Below are 15459 nucleotides of genomic sequence, written 5' to 3' on the forward strand. Positions count from 1 at the left end.
TCCTTTCCCGATCAGGCGGCCGGAAGGCCGTTGGCTTTGCGGTAGTCTTCCTCGGACAGGTCCAGCGAGCGCATGACGTTCCGATCCTCGGCGGACAGGGTGTAGGTCTCGCCGCCGGGCGCGCGCCTGGTGTCGAGGTCGGTCGGGGCAAGGCCAGCGCCGAGGGTCGCGATAAGGGCCGTCACCGAGGCAAGGCCGTCGTCGGTCGCGCAGAGGGTTTCGTAATGGTCACGGTGGGCCGGGGAGATTTTCTTGGCCTTCAAGGCACCTTCGAGAAGCGCGTCCACCTTCTCCTTCCGGCCGGCCTTCTTGATCTCGCTGAGTTCATTCTGCGAGGAAGCAAGGGTGTCGAGGGCCTGCTGGTGCACGGCAGGATCGATGCGCCTCTGCAGATTGGTGATGGCGGACAGGCAGGACGCCTCCGCAGCATCCTCGGTGAGGCCGAGCGCAATGGCGATAGCTTTCAGCATTTTGGTCTCCGTTTTGGGTTGGGCCGACGCCACGGCGGGCATCGAGATGGCGGGCGCGGCGACGAGGGCAGCCGAATGCAGCCAGATGGCCTTGCCGAACTCGTCGGCCTGCAGGGCGGGAGAGATGTAGCGATGGCTGCGCGCGGTGAGGATGCGGATGCCTTCTTCGAGCCAGCTCACGCGCCCATAGAGGCCGTCCGGCAGCGCCTCCAGCTTCTCGATCCAGGCGACGGCCGGCGCGATGTCACCGAACATGGCCTTCTTGACGGTCGCATGGTCGACATCGAGGGGAACGGCGACGCCGTCCGCATCGAAGCGCTGGACGAGCGCCTCGGGGTCTACGTCGAAGCTGCGGCCGTCGCGGGCGGTGAAACGGCCGCGGGGCGTAAGCTTGATCCATTCGGGCGCGCGCTTCTCCTCGCCGGCTGCCTGATCGGCGGCGAAGACGTCGATGGTGGCGATGCCCGTCATGGCTTCGGCGGCGGCGCTGGCCGTCGCGTCCAAGCAGGCGATCGAAAGGTGGCTTGTGGTTTCCTGAAGCATGCGGCAATGTTTGCCAGAGCCGCGAGGGGCGCAGGGGCTGACAACTGTCAGCCACGGCGCATCAGGTGACGCGGGAGCGCTTCGGTTCCCTATCTACGCCGGTCACCGTCCCGCAATCAATCCTCACATCGATTTTGAAGCCGGTTTGAAGGCCGTGGGCGCGCAACGCACCCCTCGCGGGCATAACGAGGCGTCCGGGCCGGCCGTGCGCGCTGGTGGCGCTTATTTGCACGCCCGAGTCCGTGAGGTTGCCCTGACCCCGGCCATCCCCTATATTGCATCTGTGCGGCAGCGAAGTCCGTTGGCCACGATTGCCCGCTGGAGGGTGCCCGGTCAGGCCGGGACGCGGTCCCTCCCTGCCGCACCTCATTCCCCTCCTGGCCATTTCATGCCCGCCCGCTCGACCGCGTTGCGCAATTCCTTCTCCTGCTTCTGATGCAGCGACGTCGCGCGCATGTAGCCGGTTTCGGACAATGTGACGAAAGCCCGCCACCACGCCTTTCCGATCCGCCGGATGATCGACCGGACGTGCCCCTTGCCGCGGGGGTCCGGCAGCACCAGGCCCTCGGCCAGCAGCTCGGGATAGACCGCAAAATCGTCCACCGACATCTTGTGCCGGCCGATCCGCTCGACGATGGTTTCGCTGGTCACCGATATGACGGCGCTCCTCGCGCCGAGATCTTCGGCGAGCTCCTTCGAGACGCCGGCCGGCAGCCAGACCTTCTGCGGGAGGCGTGGCGCAAGGCGCAGATAGGGATCGTCCCAAAGCTCCTTCAGCACTCGCGTCGCATCCGCCCCGGGTGCTGCGTCAAGCTGGGTCTCGAAATTCCGGATCAGCGTCGTGGCGCGCGCAAGGCCCGGGTTCGTGTGCCAGCCGGCATCGATGCCCGGCGGCACCATGGATATCTCGCCGGTGCGCCGGTTGCGGTGCCGGATGTCGGGACCGAGGTCGGGCGGATTGTCCGTGTACCGGATCGTGATGTCCTCGCCCTGGTCATTCTTGCCGATGACGCGTGTGGTGCCGAGAAGCGCTCGGGCCTCGCGTTCGGTGAGCATGCGGACCTGACACTTGCAGAGCCAGCCGTTCGGCGGCCAGTGTGTCTTCCAGAACGGATGATCGATCGGCAGGATGAGGCCGACCCACTGCAGATGCTCGACGCGGGGATCGCTCGACGTGGTGCGCATGTACAGCACATACGGCAGAACACCCTTCGACCGCTGCGCCCGTTCCCACTGGCCGGCCGAGCGGGCGGAGTTCATGTTACTCCAGAAGATCGTCTTCAGCCGGCGGTCGGACGAGAAGTCCACCATGCGATCGGGATCAATGCCGGAAGGATCGGACACCATGCGCGGCTGCCACCAGCCGAGCTTCGTCAGCTCCTTTTCTATCAGCGGCTTCCAGGTGTCGAAGCCTTTGCCTTCGTCGATCGCCTGGGCGATCGTGCGGTGAAAGGCGGACGTCACCTCCAGCTCCGTCGTCTTGGCGACGGTCATGATGTAGGCGTGCTCTTCCGCCCATATGTCCAGCCAGGAGAAGCTCGGCTTGACCGCCTTGGTGCGAAAATAGCCCGAGACCTCGGGCGGATAGGCGAAGCGTGATGCCCGTTCTGCCATCGGGTCAGTCCGCGATATCGCCGATGCCACGGGCGATGGCCGTCAGCCGCGCAAGCCGCTCGCCCATCTCCCTGGCATCCGGGCCGGCCGCCGAAAGCAGCTTCAAAGCGTCTTCGAAGGAGGTGGCGCTGGCGATGATGGAGGCGATCGGCGTGACGATCGGTGCGGCGACCGCCTCCCAATCGTCCATGGCCTCGGTGAACAGCGCCTCGATCTGGTCGAGCGCATCCGGCTCGCCGGCCTCGGCCGCCAGCAGCGCGGTGCAGGCACCACAACGGCAGGCGCGCTTGTGGTCCGACACCATGGCAGAGAGCGCGGCCGTCTGCGCTTTGCGCTCTTTCTGGGTGTCGGCGTCATCGTCGGCCGGAGCCGGTGTCTTCGGCTTCGGCGGGGTTGTGGGCGGCGTCGCGGCCGGATCGGCGGGCGCGGTCTCCTTCTTCAGGATTTCGTCATCCGCCGCCGGGTCCGAAAGCCCAAGCTTGTTGCGAATTTCATTCTGGCTGACGCGCAGACCGAGAGGGACCAGGACGCCGAGACTGTCGGAGAGCGCCTTGACGTCTTCCGGGTCTGGCACCGGCAGCTCAACGAAGGGATAGTGCTCCTGCGGACCAAAGTTGAGGTCCACGAACGGTTTGATGAGGTCGCGATTGATCGTGATGGCGAGCTGCCGGCAGTCGGCGCGCAGGATGTCCAGGCGCACCTCGTTGTGGATTTTCGCCTGGCCGAGCGAGGAGCCATTGTCGCTGGTCATGGTCTGACCGACAACGAGCTTGGAAATCTGCTTGTCGATATAGTCGAGCAGACCGCCGAAGACGGCCGCGCCGTTCGCACCGTTGACTTCGTGGAAGTCGATCTCCATTCCGGCCGGGATGATCGCAGCCGCGTCATTGGCGATGGAGGAGACGGCTTTCAGGAGGGTCCGCTTGTCGGCGGCGCTGGCGCTTGGATTGTATTTGCCCACGCGCAGCGGCATGCCGTAGACCTCGCTGAAGGCGGCCCAATCCTGCAGGGTGAACTGCTGGATGAGATAACCCCATGCCGCCGGTCGCGCCATGCCACGCCGTAAGGGCAGGCCCAGTTTCGTGCGAGGCATGTGACGCAGGAACTTGGCTTCCGGCAGAAGCTCGCCATCAATGGACCCATCGACGGCAAGACGCAGGTGCCGCAGGCTGAGCAGTTCCATCTGGAAGAAGCGCGGATCTCGCCCGATATACTCTACCGGACGAAGTGCGCGGCGCTCGTACTCCCAGTTCATTTCGACGCAACTGTACCCCTTGGAAATGCCATCGGGCAGTTCGCCGCGAGCTTCCTTGAAGCCGTCGTCCTCAACCAGCTCCGTGACGGCATCAACAATCCTGGTCGGCACCTTGTCGTTGGAAAGCGTCAGGTCGACGCTCTCGATGGCGAGGCGGCGCGTCTGGAGCTGGGAGGCATAGTGCAGATAACGCTCCTCCATCTCTTCGGCCAACGTGAGATAGGCACGGGCCTGCCCCTCGGCGGCGTCTTTCAGGATGGTGCCGAGTCGCTCGGGCGTCAGGCCGGATGCAACGCGATCCTCGTGCGTGCGACGCACGCCGGCAATGGTCGGCGTCGCGATTTCCTCGGACAGCAACTGCACGATGATCGGGCGACCATCGGGACCAAGGATGGAAGAAGTGCGCGTGCCTACCAATGCCGCCTCCCGTATTCGTTTTCATCGTCGTCATCGAGCGGCGGGCCACCGTTGTGGCCGAGGGACGATGCCGGTTGATATTCGTAGATCTCCGCGCCATCACTGGCGGCATGGATGCCGAGGAACGCCGCCCAGGTGCGGTCGGCGTGATCGTCGTCGCGTTCGGCCACGAAGCGCGGAGCGCCGGTCGCAGAGGCAACGCGGCGCAGTTTGTGAAGGTCGGAACGCAGGGGCACATTGCCCTCCGGGATCCGCACCTTGCGATCCTCAAAGGCGTCCTTGCCGGAATTGGCCATGACAAGCTTGTTCGGCCCGGTGAACAGAACGCCCTCGATCACGTTGCCGTAGCGGCGCTGGGCGTCCTCGACCACCTTCTCGCCCATGCCGGTCTGGTCGATGCAGACGCGCCCAACGCGGTACTTTCGCATCACCTCGTCGAAAGCCATGTCCATTTCGAGGAATGTCGCCTGCTTCTGTTCGATGATCTCCCGGCACCAGAGAACGTCGCCGACCTTCTCCCATACCCAGATAACGTGAAGGTCATGGCGGCGGCCGATATCGCGCCCCACGAAGCAAACATTCCCCTGGTAGAGGTCAGGGTCGCCGGCATGTTCGTCCTCGACGGAATTGATGAGGTCGTAGGACAACCAGGCGCTCGCCTCGTCGAGCCACTGCAGCTCGAATTCCTGTGCCCAGAGTTCATCGTCGGCAAGGCCGGCGCGCAACTCCTCGATGTTGCGAGGCAGGCCATCGGCGACGGCCTGATAGATATCGACGCTATGACGCGACCAGGTCTGGTCGTTGCCCGTCATCAGCTCATAGAACTTGTTGCCCTTGCCCTTCGGTGTCGACGTGACGCGGATCTTCCAGCCTTTGGAGATGACCGGGAAGAGTGCGCCCCAGATCTCGCGGCTGTCCTTATGGATGGCAAACTCGTCGAGGAAGACGTTACGGGAGAAACCGCGCGCCGTGTCGGGATTGGCCGGAAGTGCAAGGATGCTATTGCCATGAGGCAGGACAACCTCCATGGCCTTGTGCGTTCCGCTCTCACCTTGCCAGTCGAATTCGTTTTCCTCGAAGACGAGACCGTAGGCCTTGGCGTGCGGCTTGATCGCCTCGTTCATCGCTTCGCGCGCCTGGCGCTCGCCGCGAGACAGGATCACCCAGGGCGACCGGCGGCCCTGGGCAGCGGCGACGTAACCATCGTCGACTATCTCAAGCCCGGTCGTGAAGGTCTTGCCGGTCTGGCGGGAGAACATGCCGATCTTGAAGCGAGGCCGGTCGAGGAACCATTTCCGCTGATAGCCATAAAGAGGGACGGCCGGGTTCATTCTTCGAAGATCCCGTAAATCTGTTCGCGGATCTTCTTGATGACAGCCATGCCATCCGGCTTGTCGCTTGTCCCATCAGCCGCGACGGCTGCAGCGTCCACGGCCTTGAGCAGTTTCGCCTTGGCCTCTTCCTCACCTTTGCGGCGATGCTCGGCCGAGTGCCGTTGGGCGACGACGGTATCCTTGTAGGCTCGGGCCAGCTCCATGGCGCCCTTGGTGTCGATCTCGTCCTTGTCCATCAGGTTGTCGATCAGCAGCTTCAGGAATTCGCCGAGCACGACGTCATTCCTGCCGATTTCCTCCGGCGTCAACTTTTCCGCGATGCCGGCATAAACGTAGCGGCGCTCCTCAAGCTGCATGACGCGTTTGGCAAGTCGGGCCGAGCGGCGATAGAAGGCAGACTTCGAAATCGGGGCAATGCCCTTGACCTCAAGACGATCATTCAACTCGAACAGGATGTCCGCCGTAGTCCGGCGCCGCTCGTTGAGCTGGCCGACCGCCCAGATCACATCGTCCTGGGCCTCCTCGGGGAGGAGTTCGAGACTGTCGAGCCGGCCGCGCCCGCGGCGATCGTCGGCCACGTCAGCGCCCCGTCGACGAGGGGCGCTGGACGCCGGGAATATTGATCAGGCCCTGCAGGTGCTGCGAACCGCGTTCCGTCAGCTTGGCAATCAGGACGGAGCGCGCCTGATGGGTCTCGATCGCCTTCATGGAAACGAGATACCGGAACTCCTCCTCGACCCATTCGCGCGGCTGGTCGATCACCCAATCCTGAAGCAGGATGCGGCGCATGGCTTCGGACGTGATGCTCTGGTTCGCCTGCAGGTCGAGTTCCTTCAGGATGATGAGGCGGGTTTCTTCCGCGATAACCTGCTGCGCGCTCATGACCGTGCCCTATCCAGCAAGAATTCCTGAAGACGCCGGCCGAGGGCATCGACCGGCTTCATGCGCTCGTCGAGGGCGGCAAGCTGCCCCTGCAGGGACTTGTCCAGGGTGGCGAGCTGGCCGGCCATGCGCTCGATGGTGATCTCCATCCGATGGGCGGTATCGCGGTCGGGCAGATGCTTCATGTCGCTGTCGAGCTGCTGGACCTTCTCCCCCATAAGGTCCGTACGCTTTTCCAGCTTCTCGACACGCTCTTCGAGCAGCTTTTCGCCGGAGGAGAAAAAGCCCTTTGCGTGGCCAAGCAGGGCGATGATCGCCAGCGCCAGGCCGGCAAACTGTGAGACTTCCACGGTGTTCATTTGCGAGCAGCTTCCTTTTCGACGAGTTCGAGACATTCCACGCAATGGGCGGCGGACGGGTGGGCGCGGCGGCGGCGATCTGGGCGTCGCGCTCCTGCTCGATGCGGGCTTCGCCAATCTCGCGGTCGAAATCGCTATACATGCGCGCCCCGCCACGTCTTGACGGCTTCCAGCGCCTGCTTGCCGATCTCCTTGACGGTATGACCGCCCATGTAGAGGGAGATGAACCAGCCGGTGAGCGTGAGGAGCGTGCCGCTGTCGATGGGGTCGAGCGCCGCGCCGAACACCCTCGCCAGCGGGAACAGGAGGAAATTGCAGACCCACAGGAAGGCGAGCAGGTACATCCAGCCCCAGCGCCAGGCGCTCTGCCAGAAGCCTTCGGCCGTCTCCGCCTGGAGAAGGGCGAACTGCCCGGCAAGGCCTGCTTCCCACAGGGCGATCATCTCGGGGGCCTCTACCTCGACTTCCCTGACGGCCGCCTCGATCTTGTTGGGCGGGATGCTATCCAGCTTCTCCGCCGGCACACCGACCTTACCGGCGACGGCATCGATGACGGTCCCGGCAAGGTCGCCGGCCGTGCCGCCGAACGTCTTCTGCAGGATGGATTTCACGATCGGCGCGCCGATCTTCGTGGCGATTTCGAGGATGATGGCGGAGGCGGCCATGTCAGAAACTCCGGAGATAGGCCGCAAGGCGCGGCAGCTTGTCGTTGAGGCGGGCGGCGATGAGGTCGCGATATCTCCAGGCGAGATAGCCGCCATAGGCGAGGCCCAGCACGGCAACGCCGCTGCCGGCCCAGAACATCGCGTCGGAGGAAAGGGAAGTGTCCAGGCCGATATTGGCGACCTCACCGCCCACCGTCACGCCGACGCCGCCTGTCGTGGTCGCCGCCGCCGTGCCGGACTTTGCCTTCGCGTCGATCTCGCGCTGCAGGGTCGCCAGAGTGGCGCGACCGATCTTGCCATCCGGCTTCAGGTCATGGGCGCGCTGGAATTCTACGACGGCGGCGCGGGCGACGAGACCCTTCACCGTACCCACGTCGAAGCCGAAGCGGGCGAAGGCGGCGCGGATTTCCTCCCGTTCGATCTCCGTCACCGAAACCACATAGGTGGCAAAGTCGGTGCTCTCGATCGTCGGAGTGATGGATGTGAGCGCCACCCAGGCCGGATAGACGCCGCGCAGGATGATATCGGCTTCCTCGGCCCTGCGACGCACCAGCCCCTTGAGAACCTTGCCGCCCCCCTTGTTCCAGGCGGAAAGAGCCTTGCGGGCCGTGATGTTGTCGCCGTTGAGGAAGCTCTTCACCCAGGAGGCCTTCAGGATGGCCCCGGTGTTGAAGTCGAATGATGCGGCCCCGTCGACGGCGTTCTGCGCCACGCTGTCGCCGAGCGCCTTGCGGACGCGAGGCAGGTAGTTGCGGGTGAGCGCAAGATCGACGAGCCGGTCATTCTCTTCGAGTGTGATGGTCATGCCGAGCTTGGGAACGATGACGCCGGATGCGGCGGTCAGGCCCGAGCCGATGGTGATGATGCCCGCCGGGCAGCGATACGCCTTCGTGGCCACACCTTCGTGACCGACGAGGAAAGACCGCCCCTTCGGGCTGACGTGCATATTCATGATGCCCCCAGATAAATTGAACCGGCCGAGCGGCCGGGTATCTGGAGCGACTATGCGGAATGAGAGGGAATTCAGGGGCTGACAGGTGTCAGCCCAAGGGCGTCAGAACAATTCGCCCTGGTCTTTGTCTCTGGCTTTCATGCGCCAGATCGTGCGCTCATGCAAGCCCGCGTGCCTTGCAGCCTCCCGGCCGCTGGCCCCGTTCTCAAGGGCATCGGCGGCGCGACGGCGGGCAAGTTTCAAGACGGAGTTCGGGCCGATCGGCAGGACTTCGCGGCGGATCGCGCCGGGCCGGCCATCCGCGTCGATGATCGCGAGACCACGGCAGATGCGGTCGGCGACCTCGTGACCGACGAGCAGCACCAGCCAATGGTCGGCTTCGGCCTGGGGCGGGATCGACACGCGCGTGCCGCCATAGTTGCGGGCGATCTCCAGGGCAACGTCGTTGCCGGCGATGTCGGCAATCTCACCGAGGAGACCGGGAAGGCTGCTGGTCACGGCTGCCTCCCAAGATGAAGCTGGGTTTCGATCTCGATCTGCTGGGCGGTCAGGCGCTTCAGCTTCTCCTCCCGCTTGATGCGCGTGTGGGCATCGACGCCGCCGCGTTGAAGCATCTTCAAAAGGGCTTCGCGTTCCCCTTGAATGGACCTCAACGTATCTGTCTCGAACAACGGAAGCGGCGCGATGCTGGCCATCACACGCCCGCCTTTTCGGTGCTAGGCGATGCCGCCTGCTTCTCCCACAGCAAATAGCACCCGCGCTTCTCGGCCTTCGGGCATCCTTCCCACCAATGCCAGCAGGTTCCCGGGCCAGCCTGGGGATCGCGAGCACAGGCGTGTTTCCCCTTCGGGCGGGTCCACGTTTCCGGCGCGGGAATGGGCAAGGCAATCTGATCGGCCATCATGCACCAACCTTCCGGGCGGCGCGCACGCGGGGGCCGAGGGCGTTCATGACGGTCACCCACTGATCGTCCGATATCTCGAACCACATGCCGGCCGCGCCGGTGGTGCTGGCCACGAACGTGTCGAAACCCTTGCGGGAGATGCGATCGGCACCAGGATAAAGCAACCGCCACTGCGCCCAGGCCACCTTGTAGCCAAACCGACCGAAGTAGGCATTGTCGTGCTTCCCCGGCGGCGTCCAGCTCACGCCGGCCTCCCGCTCCATCCAAGCCTTCAGGGCCTCAATGACCTTCTCGGCATCGACAGGATGATGCAGGAAGCGGACCTGATCGAGACCCGTCTGGCGCTTGACGAAGGAGACCAGGGCGGCATCGTCCCGGCTCTCGACAAGGCCGAGGTTCCACATGCTGATCCAGAGCGCCTGCAGCTTCTTCGCATACTTGCCGCTCAGCCGCTGCTTGCCGTTGTTGCGGCGTTCGATTTTCGAATAGCCGAGCCGGCGCAGCTCCTGCAGTACGGCGTCCTGCTGGGCCGGCTTCATCAGGGATAGGCGGGACTGGCCGGTGACGCGGGCGTAGATCGCCCGCTTGTCCTCGTCCTCGGTGATGCCGAGCTGACGGAAGCCGGCATGGATGGCGGGAATGGCAGACGTCATGTGTCGCGCTCCCTCTGGTCCTCAAGCTGCAGCAGCGGGGCTGCGAGCCGAAGTTGCTCCTTCGCGCGACGCGGTTGAGCTTCGGGCTTCGCCGGCTTGCCCGACTTCTTCTGCTCCTGCCCGACCTCGTCGAGCTGGCGCAGGATCGACGCGGCCTCGTAGTGGTCGGCCGTTTCGAGTTCGATCTTGATGGTGGACTTCCCGCCCTTCGTCAGGGCGGAATGAGACTTGAGGCGCACGCCGCCACCGAAGTAGATGCCGCTCATTGGCCACGACCTCCGAGCATCGCTTTTGCCGCGATCAGCGCGCGCCCGAGACCTTCGCCGACGATACCAGCATCGATCTCGCGAACCTGTTCGCCCTCGACGACGCCCGTCATTCCGATGGCGCGAAACCGAGCGGCGGCATCGTCACGGGAAGTGGCGTCGAGCCGAAACTCACTCCACCGGCCCTGGAATTCGTAGCAGCACGCATAGCTGCGAAACTGGCCGGATTTCGGATGCGGCCCGACGTTGATCCGTGCGGTCATGCCGATAGCGCGAAGGCGTGCGGACACCTCGTCCATGCTGAACGCATAAACGGTAAGGCCGATCCCCCGGCCATTTAGCCGATAGGTGCAGGTGAAAGGCTTCCACTGGTCAGCCATGGTTGCCTCCCTTTGGTTCGCTGGCGACATCCTCAAACTTGACGTATTCGCCATCGGGATCGGGCAGCATCGTCCAGCCCTCTTCGCCGTCGAAAATCATCGCGTAGCGGGGCAGTCTGCTGCTCTCGGGCGTTAAGCCTGCTTTCCAGAGCTTGTCGATTTCATCGATTTTTTCGTTGTCCGGCGCGTCGAAAGCGTTGGCATCGAACTCTTTCAGGTCTTCGATGAGGCAAAGCAGTTCACCGCAACGGCTGTGCCAAAATTCTGCGGTGTCACTCATTGCCGGATGCTCCTTCTGATCGGAAGATTTTTCGGTGCGCGTCAATGAGCGCCATCTCGCGTTCGGTGTAGAATGGCTGCGAAACGTCTTGGCCAATGAGCGCGTTAAGGCTGCACTGGAGCGCATCGCAGAGCGCAAGGATCAGCCAGAGCGTAGGGTTCTTCGACTTCCGGCGCTCCAGCGCCCATATATGCGCCTTTGACGACCCGGCGCGCGTGGCCACTTCTTCGAGCGACAAGCCAAGCTCGCGACGACGAACATGGATATAGGTCGCCATGTGCGTCGTAATCACGGGATTGCGGTCAGCGCGGGCCATCATTCGCCACCACCGATCGCTGATGGGGCGGGGCCGAACACTTTTAGGTGTTCGCCTCTACGAAGCTGCTCACGAAAGCTGCTGATGTCCTGCCGCCAGTGGTAAGCCCGCTTTTTCCTCGTCTCTAAATCGACGAGGCCGTGCCAATCTTGGTGATTGTCGAGCAGCCAGCGTAATGTTGCGGCCGCTTCGGGGAATTCCCCTAGCCACCAATATGCGTCGACAAGGCGAGCGAACTCGATCTTCATCGTGCGATGTTCGTGGAAAATCTCCGGGCAAAGCCATTCGGCAATGGCGCGCTTCAGCCACTTAAACATCGGCGCACCCCTTTGGACTGGTGGCGACACGCCGGGCAAAGCCCAACCCCTCGGCGGTGGACAGAACCTTGGCGGCTGCCTCCGAAAAGCGGAAGCTGTCTGGCCAGAGCGTCTCCACCCGGTCGGATGGCATCGTGACCTTGATGTCTAGGGTGCCGATCTCCAGCGACACGATCTGATGCACGATGGCGTCGTCACCATCGAACTCGACCCAGAAGAGGACCTTCACGCCGTCGGCAACCTGCTCGATATGGCAGAAATTGTCGGAGGTGATCATGGGGCACCTCCTGTCGCCTCGGCAGAGGCCGGCGCGCCGGCACCGTATTTCCGGCCGCAGAAGGGGCAGTAGCTGAGGAACATGGCGACGGCTTTCGCCTTGCCCCGGCCGGTCTCCAACTGCTCGGTTTGAAGCATCAGGGCATCGTGATCATGCGGGCCGAAGATGATTGCCTGCGAGAGCCGCGTGTTTCGTGCTGCAAGTGCCTGATTGATGGTTTCCACGCAGGTACAGGTCATTGGTCGCCCCTTCTGTTTCGGCTGCGGAAATATCCATGCGCCGCAATGCAAAGGGCGACGCCAAGGAAGAAAGCGAGGGTTTGGGCCGCATCTGCCCAGGTGGCGGGGGCGCTCATTTCGCACCTGCCTGTTCCAGCCGCCGGCGAGCCGCCGATTGCCAATTACCCAATGCGCCCCTCAACCCCATCGTCGAGGTCGAGCGGACGCCATGGATCGAGACAGAGGTGTTGCCGGACTCCTCGTTGACGCGAGCGCCGAAGCGATGGTTGAGAAGATTGATGACGCGCCCTTCGGCCTCCCGCACCGCATCGCGCGATGCGATCCACCTGTCCGTCGAGGAGCTGTCCAGCGCCGGGACGGTGGCGAGCTGCTCGGAAATGACGTCGATCGTTTCCTGAAGCAAAAGCATGTTCATGATCGACCTCACGCCTTTGCCAGATTGATCGTGATGGCGCGGAACTCGTCCTTGTGCGTCTTCCTGATCTTGAAATGCAGGTATTCGCGGACCATGACCGTGCGCTCGGCGTCGGTGATCGCCTTCATGGCGCGCACCCAGCGGTCGTCGGTGATGTCGTACTTCCGCAGGTCGAGGATTTTCTGACGGTCGAGCTTGCCCTTCTTGTCCACCTCGAACGCGCCCAGGACGAGCGTCTGCAGCTCGGGAATGGCGTCGGTGGTCAGGGCGCGCAGGTATTCGTCGATAAGCGCCTTGGCGCTGTGGATCTCGGGGCCGAACTCCATGAACTTACCGACCTTCAGCTCCACGCGCATCAAGTCGTCGAAGGTGCGCAGCATGAAGTTGCCGCCCGGCCCGCCGAGCGTGACGCCATATTCCTGTTCGAGCAGCGACATGATCGAGGCCAGATCGCCCTCGGTATGGCGACGGAAGCGCGAGACCTGGGCGGACAGGTCCAGCGCGAAGGCGATGATCTTGCGGACCACCTCGTCCTGCAGTTGCTCGCGTGCCTTGACGAGCGACCAGTCGACCCAGCGGCCTTCGGCGTCCTGGACGTGCGCCCGGCCGTTGATGTCGACGAGACCGACCGGCGTGGAGAGTTCCTCGTACTGGTCTGCCGGGATCAAGCGCCCGCGGATGTCCTCGATGTAGGTTTTGCCCTGCACCTCGAAGGTGGGACGGCTCGTGGTCGGCTCGGCAATAATGCAGGTGTCCATGTTCGAAGGCCTTTCAAAGCTGTTCTGAACGGGCGAGTTGCCGCCCTGGTGGTAGAATTCGGAATTGGGGGAGACGGCCGCGATCATGCTTCGGGCCTCCTGAATTCGACGACGTTGCCGCCAGGAGGAAGCGCGCGGCCGCAAAGCCGCTCGCGGACAACCTTGTCCCGGCGATGCCGGACCACTTCGCCTTCCAGGAGCTGGGAAGCGTTCGCCAGGATGGACAGGTGGCGGGCGAGCCGCCCGACCTCGTCTCCCGACATCACCAGGCCTTCGTGGTCATGGTCGTGGAGCCTGCGGGCAATGGTCTGAAGCTCATGCGAAAGAAAGTCGCTCACGATGCGGTCTCCTCGGTTTCGGTGGAAATGCGGCTGTGCGGGCATCCATCCCGGCAGGCGCGATACATGGCTACGCGGTGAGACGAGGTCGCCGCGTAGGGCTTGTCTTGCCATTCCCGGCATTCGGTTTTGCGGATGGCACCAAGGATCGGGCATGAAACGGTTTCGCCGATTAGCTGCCAGCGCACGGCGTCCTCGACCTTCGGCATGTTGCCCTTGTAGGTGTTGCCCAGGACGGCGCTGATCGTCGGGGCGGAATATCCGACCCTCCTTGCCACGGCGCTCTGGCTGTCCTTGCTGCAGGCCTCGGCAAGCGCGATCACCCAATCCGGGGCAGTGTCGCCCCAGGCCGTATTGACCTTCGCGAGGTAGTCCGTCACCGGGCGGGCGTTAGGAACGATCGTCATGGTGCGATCTCCTCAGCAGTAGGCGCACCGATGACCCGCCCCTTGTTCTCGTCGTAAACGAACGTGGACTTGTAGCGTCTCGGCGGCTTTGGACCCGTGTTGGCGGAGCCGAGAAGCACATAAACGGTACGGCCGACGCCACCGCGCGAGCTGGACAGCCGTTTCAAGAGGCCGGCGCGCTCCAGCAACAGGCAATAGGCCTTGGCATGCTGATGGCTGACGCTCACCTCGTCCGTGCTAGCATCGATGGCGAGATCGGCTGTGGTGAACCCGTTGTGGGCGCGGCGCATGGCATTCCACATGTGCTCGATGCCGCGACCAAAGGTGCTTTCACCACCACCATCGACGCGAAGGTTGGGTGTCTCTGCCTGTCGCTTGAGCAGGCGGTACGGTCGCGTTCCCTTCGGCCGCTCCTCCGGGAGGCGGGCAAGGTAGCCGGCGGCGACAAGATTGCGGAGATCAACGCGAACTCGTGAAAGCCGCTTCTGATCGCACATGCCGGCGAGGTCGCGATAAAGGAAGGTGTCGCCATCGCGGGTAAGTTCGAGAATGAGCGACCAGACGTAGTCCGTGCCGTGACGGAGCGGCTTGGCACCGGAGACGATAAATTCGAGGGTTTTCGCCATGGTTCACTTCCTCCGCGGGGCGCGGCCGGTGAAGATCGGGCCGGTGTATTGGTCGCGCGTGATTTCGGAGAGCTGCCGGGCCTTGGCGAACTGGCCTACTTCGGCCAGCGTGGTGACGATGCGGGAGGTGACGCCGCTGGTCTCCATCACGATATGGGCGAGAAGATCATCGTCGATGCGGAGCTGGCGGTGGTAGATGCTGGCGAGCGCCTTCGCGTCGTCGACGTCGCAAGGGTTCGCCATGCCGAAGGCCGTAACGCGGTTTTCGCACCGCTCGTAGGCTTTCAGTTTATCCGGCAAGCGCTCCTCGCCGACCAGGAGCACCGGAATGCGGGCACCCTTGTAGATGTCGCGGATGTATTCGATGAAGCCCTTGTCCACGAGCTTGTCAGCTTCATCGACAATGAGGAGCCGGTTCGGATCGTCCTGCAGAAGCCGCAGAACCTGCTTCATCATGTCGGCGATAGAACCCTTCGGGTTGGTGACGCCGAGTTCGGCAAGAATACTCTCGACGAGAACCTTCTTCGTCCAGAAGTCGAAGACCTCGATATAGATGGCCTTGGCCTTGTTCTGGACGTATAGGCTGGCCTTGGACTTTCCGTACCCCGAAGGGCCGAAGAAAACGCCGAGGCCATCGACGCCGGCTGGCCGGTCAATGATCTTCTGTGCGACGGCAAGGCATTCGGCGACGTTCTTCAGGGGAGCCACCGAGCCGAAGCCGGGATTGACAGGTTTGGGTATTGCATTCATGATTCAGTCCTTAAGTTTGAATTCCAGTCCCGCCCCGCCGGT

At 63.4% G+C, this 15459-nt stretch carries 25 protein-coding genes; all 25 read right to left on the reverse strand.

Annotation, left to right across the window (positions count from 1 at the left end):
• Window positions 1-11: 11 nt before the first annotated feature.
• Complete coding sequence (locus tag K8M09_RS05785; protein ID WP_160784842.1) at window positions 12-1013, reverse strand: phage protease; 1002 nt, start codon at window positions 1011-1013, stop codon at window positions 12-14.
• A 366-nt stretch (window positions 1014-1379) separates the two neighbouring features.
• A complete protein-coding gene (locus tag K8M09_RS05790) occupies window positions 1380-2627 on the reverse strand; it encodes a phage head morphogenesis protein (protein WP_160784841.1) in 1248 nt (415 codons plus the stop codon).
• A 4-nt stretch (window positions 2628-2631) separates the two neighbouring features.
• Window positions 2632-4299, reverse strand: coding sequence for a DUF935 domain-containing protein (locus K8M09_RS05795; protein ID WP_160784840.1), 1668 nt, complete (start codon window positions 4297-4299; stop codon window positions 2632-2634).
• Window positions 4293-5630 carry a terminase large subunit domain-containing protein gene (locus K8M09_RS05800; RefSeq protein ID WP_160784839.1) on the reverse strand — a complete coding sequence of 446 codons (1338 nt, stop codon included), beginning with the start codon at window positions 5628-5630 and terminating at the stop codon, window positions 4293-4295. The genes K8M09_RS05795 and K8M09_RS05800 overlap by 7 nt, the downstream gene beginning before the upstream one ends.
• The gene (locus K8M09_RS05805) at window positions 5627-6211 is read right to left on the reverse strand and encodes a phage protein Gp27 family protein (RefSeq protein ID WP_160784838.1); all 585 of its coding nucleotides are present in this window, start codon (window positions 6209-6211) and stop codon (window positions 5627-5629) included. Before K8M09_RS05805 ends, K8M09_RS05800 begins: the two co-directional genes overlap by 4 nt.
• A 1-nt stretch (window position 6212) precedes the next feature.
• A complete protein-coding gene (locus K8M09_RS05810; RefSeq protein ID WP_160784837.1) occupies window positions 6213-6515 on the reverse strand; it encodes a VpaChn25_0724 family phage protein in 303 nt (100 codons plus the stop codon).
• Window positions 6512-6874 (reverse strand): Clp protease, encoded by a 363-nt coding sequence (locus K8M09_RS05815; protein WP_160784836.1) that lies wholly within the window; start codon window positions 6872-6874, stop codon window positions 6512-6514. Before K8M09_RS05815 ends, K8M09_RS05810 begins: the two co-directional genes overlap by 4 nt.
• A gap of 134 nt (window positions 6875-7008) precedes the next feature.
• Window positions 7009-7539 carry a hypothetical protein gene (locus tag K8M09_RS05820; RefSeq protein ID WP_160784835.1) on the reverse strand — a complete coding sequence of 177 codons (531 nt, stop codon included), beginning with the start codon at window positions 7537-7539 and terminating at the stop codon, window positions 7009-7011.
• 1 nt (window position 7540) lies between these two features.
• A complete protein-coding gene (locus K8M09_RS05825; RefSeq protein ID WP_160784834.1) occupies window positions 7541-8491 on the reverse strand; it encodes a glycoside hydrolase family protein in 951 nt (316 codons plus the stop codon).
• Window positions 8492-8593: 102 nt separating this feature from the next.
• Complete coding sequence (locus tag K8M09_RS05830; protein ID WP_160784833.1) at window positions 8594-8989, reverse strand: hypothetical protein; 396 nt, start codon at window positions 8987-8989, stop codon at window positions 8594-8596.
• A complete protein-coding gene (locus K8M09_RS05835) occupies window positions 8986-9186 on the reverse strand; it encodes a hypothetical protein (RefSeq protein WP_160784832.1) in 201 nt (66 codons plus the stop codon). The genes K8M09_RS05830 and K8M09_RS05835 overlap by 4 nt, the downstream gene beginning before the upstream one ends.
• Before the next feature lie 205 nt (window positions 9187-9391).
• Window positions 9392-10048, reverse strand: coding sequence for a regulatory protein GemA (locus K8M09_RS05840; RefSeq protein ID WP_160784831.1), 657 nt, complete (start codon window positions 10046-10048; stop codon window positions 9392-9394).
• Window positions 10045-10314: a hypothetical protein gene (locus tag K8M09_RS05845; RefSeq protein WP_160784830.1), complete on the reverse strand. Its 270-nt coding sequence runs from the start codon at window positions 10312-10314 to the stop codon at window positions 10045-10047. The genes K8M09_RS05840 and K8M09_RS05845 overlap by 4 nt, the downstream gene beginning before the upstream one ends.
• Window positions 10311-10694, reverse strand: a complete 384-nt coding sequence (locus tag K8M09_RS05850) for a hypothetical protein (RefSeq protein ID WP_160784829.1) — start codon at window positions 10692-10694, stop codon at window positions 10311-10313. The genes K8M09_RS05845 and K8M09_RS05850 overlap by 4 nt, the downstream gene beginning before the upstream one ends.
• A complete protein-coding gene (locus K8M09_RS05855) occupies window positions 10687-10974 on the reverse strand; it encodes a hypothetical protein (protein WP_160784828.1) in 288 nt (95 codons plus the stop codon). The genes K8M09_RS05850 and K8M09_RS05855 overlap by 8 nt, the downstream gene beginning before the upstream one ends.
• Window positions 10967-11293, reverse strand: coding sequence for a helix-turn-helix domain-containing protein (locus K8M09_RS05860; RefSeq protein WP_160784827.1), 327 nt, complete (start codon window positions 11291-11293; stop codon window positions 10967-10969). The genes K8M09_RS05855 and K8M09_RS05860 overlap by 8 nt, the downstream gene beginning before the upstream one ends.
• Window positions 11290-11607 (reverse strand): hypothetical protein, encoded by a 318-nt coding sequence (locus tag K8M09_RS05865; RefSeq protein WP_160784826.1) that lies wholly within the window; start codon window positions 11605-11607, stop codon window positions 11290-11292. Before K8M09_RS05865 ends, K8M09_RS05860 begins: the two co-directional genes overlap by 4 nt.
• A complete protein-coding gene (locus tag K8M09_RS05870; protein ID WP_160784825.1) occupies window positions 11600-11884 on the reverse strand; it encodes a hypothetical protein in 285 nt (94 codons plus the stop codon). Before K8M09_RS05870 ends, K8M09_RS05865 begins: the two co-directional genes overlap by 8 nt.
• Window positions 11881-12123: a hypothetical protein gene (locus K8M09_RS05875; protein ID WP_160784824.1), complete on the reverse strand. Its 243-nt coding sequence runs from the start codon at window positions 12121-12123 to the stop codon at window positions 11881-11883. Before K8M09_RS05875 ends, K8M09_RS05870 begins: the two co-directional genes overlap by 4 nt.
• A gap of 112 nt (window positions 12124-12235) precedes the next feature.
• Window positions 12236-12538: a hypothetical protein gene (locus K8M09_RS05880; protein WP_160784823.1), complete on the reverse strand. Its 303-nt coding sequence runs from the start codon at window positions 12536-12538 to the stop codon at window positions 12236-12238.
• A gap of 8 nt (window positions 12539-12546) precedes the next feature.
• A complete protein-coding gene (locus K8M09_RS05885) occupies window positions 12547-13383 on the reverse strand; it encodes a DUF3164 family protein (protein WP_160784822.1) in 837 nt (278 codons plus the stop codon).
• Window positions 13380-13634 (reverse strand): hypothetical protein, encoded by a 255-nt coding sequence (locus K8M09_RS05890; RefSeq protein WP_160784821.1) that lies wholly within the window; start codon window positions 13632-13634, stop codon window positions 13380-13382. Before K8M09_RS05890 ends, K8M09_RS05885 begins: the two co-directional genes overlap by 4 nt.
• Window positions 13631-14041, reverse strand: coding sequence for a transcriptional regulator (locus K8M09_RS05895; protein ID WP_160784820.1), 411 nt, complete (start codon window positions 14039-14041; stop codon window positions 13631-13633). Before K8M09_RS05895 ends, K8M09_RS05890 begins: the two co-directional genes overlap by 4 nt.
• Complete coding sequence (locus K8M09_RS05900) at window positions 14038-14667, reverse strand: hypothetical protein (RefSeq protein WP_160784819.1); 630 nt, start codon at window positions 14665-14667, stop codon at window positions 14038-14040. The genes K8M09_RS05895 and K8M09_RS05900 overlap by 4 nt, the downstream gene beginning before the upstream one ends.
• A 3-nt stretch (window positions 14668-14670) precedes the next feature.
• On the reverse strand, window positions 14671-15417 hold the full coding sequence (locus K8M09_RS05905; protein ID WP_160784818.1) for an AAA family ATPase: 747 nt from the start codon (window positions 15415-15417) through the stop codon (window positions 14671-14673).
• Window positions 15418-15459 lie beyond the last annotated feature (42 nt).

Origin of the sequence: Shinella zoogloeoides (genome assembly GCF_020883495.1) — a bacterium.
GTDB lineage: Bacteria > Pseudomonadota > Alphaproteobacteria > Rhizobiales > Rhizobiaceae > Shinella > Shinella zoogloeoides.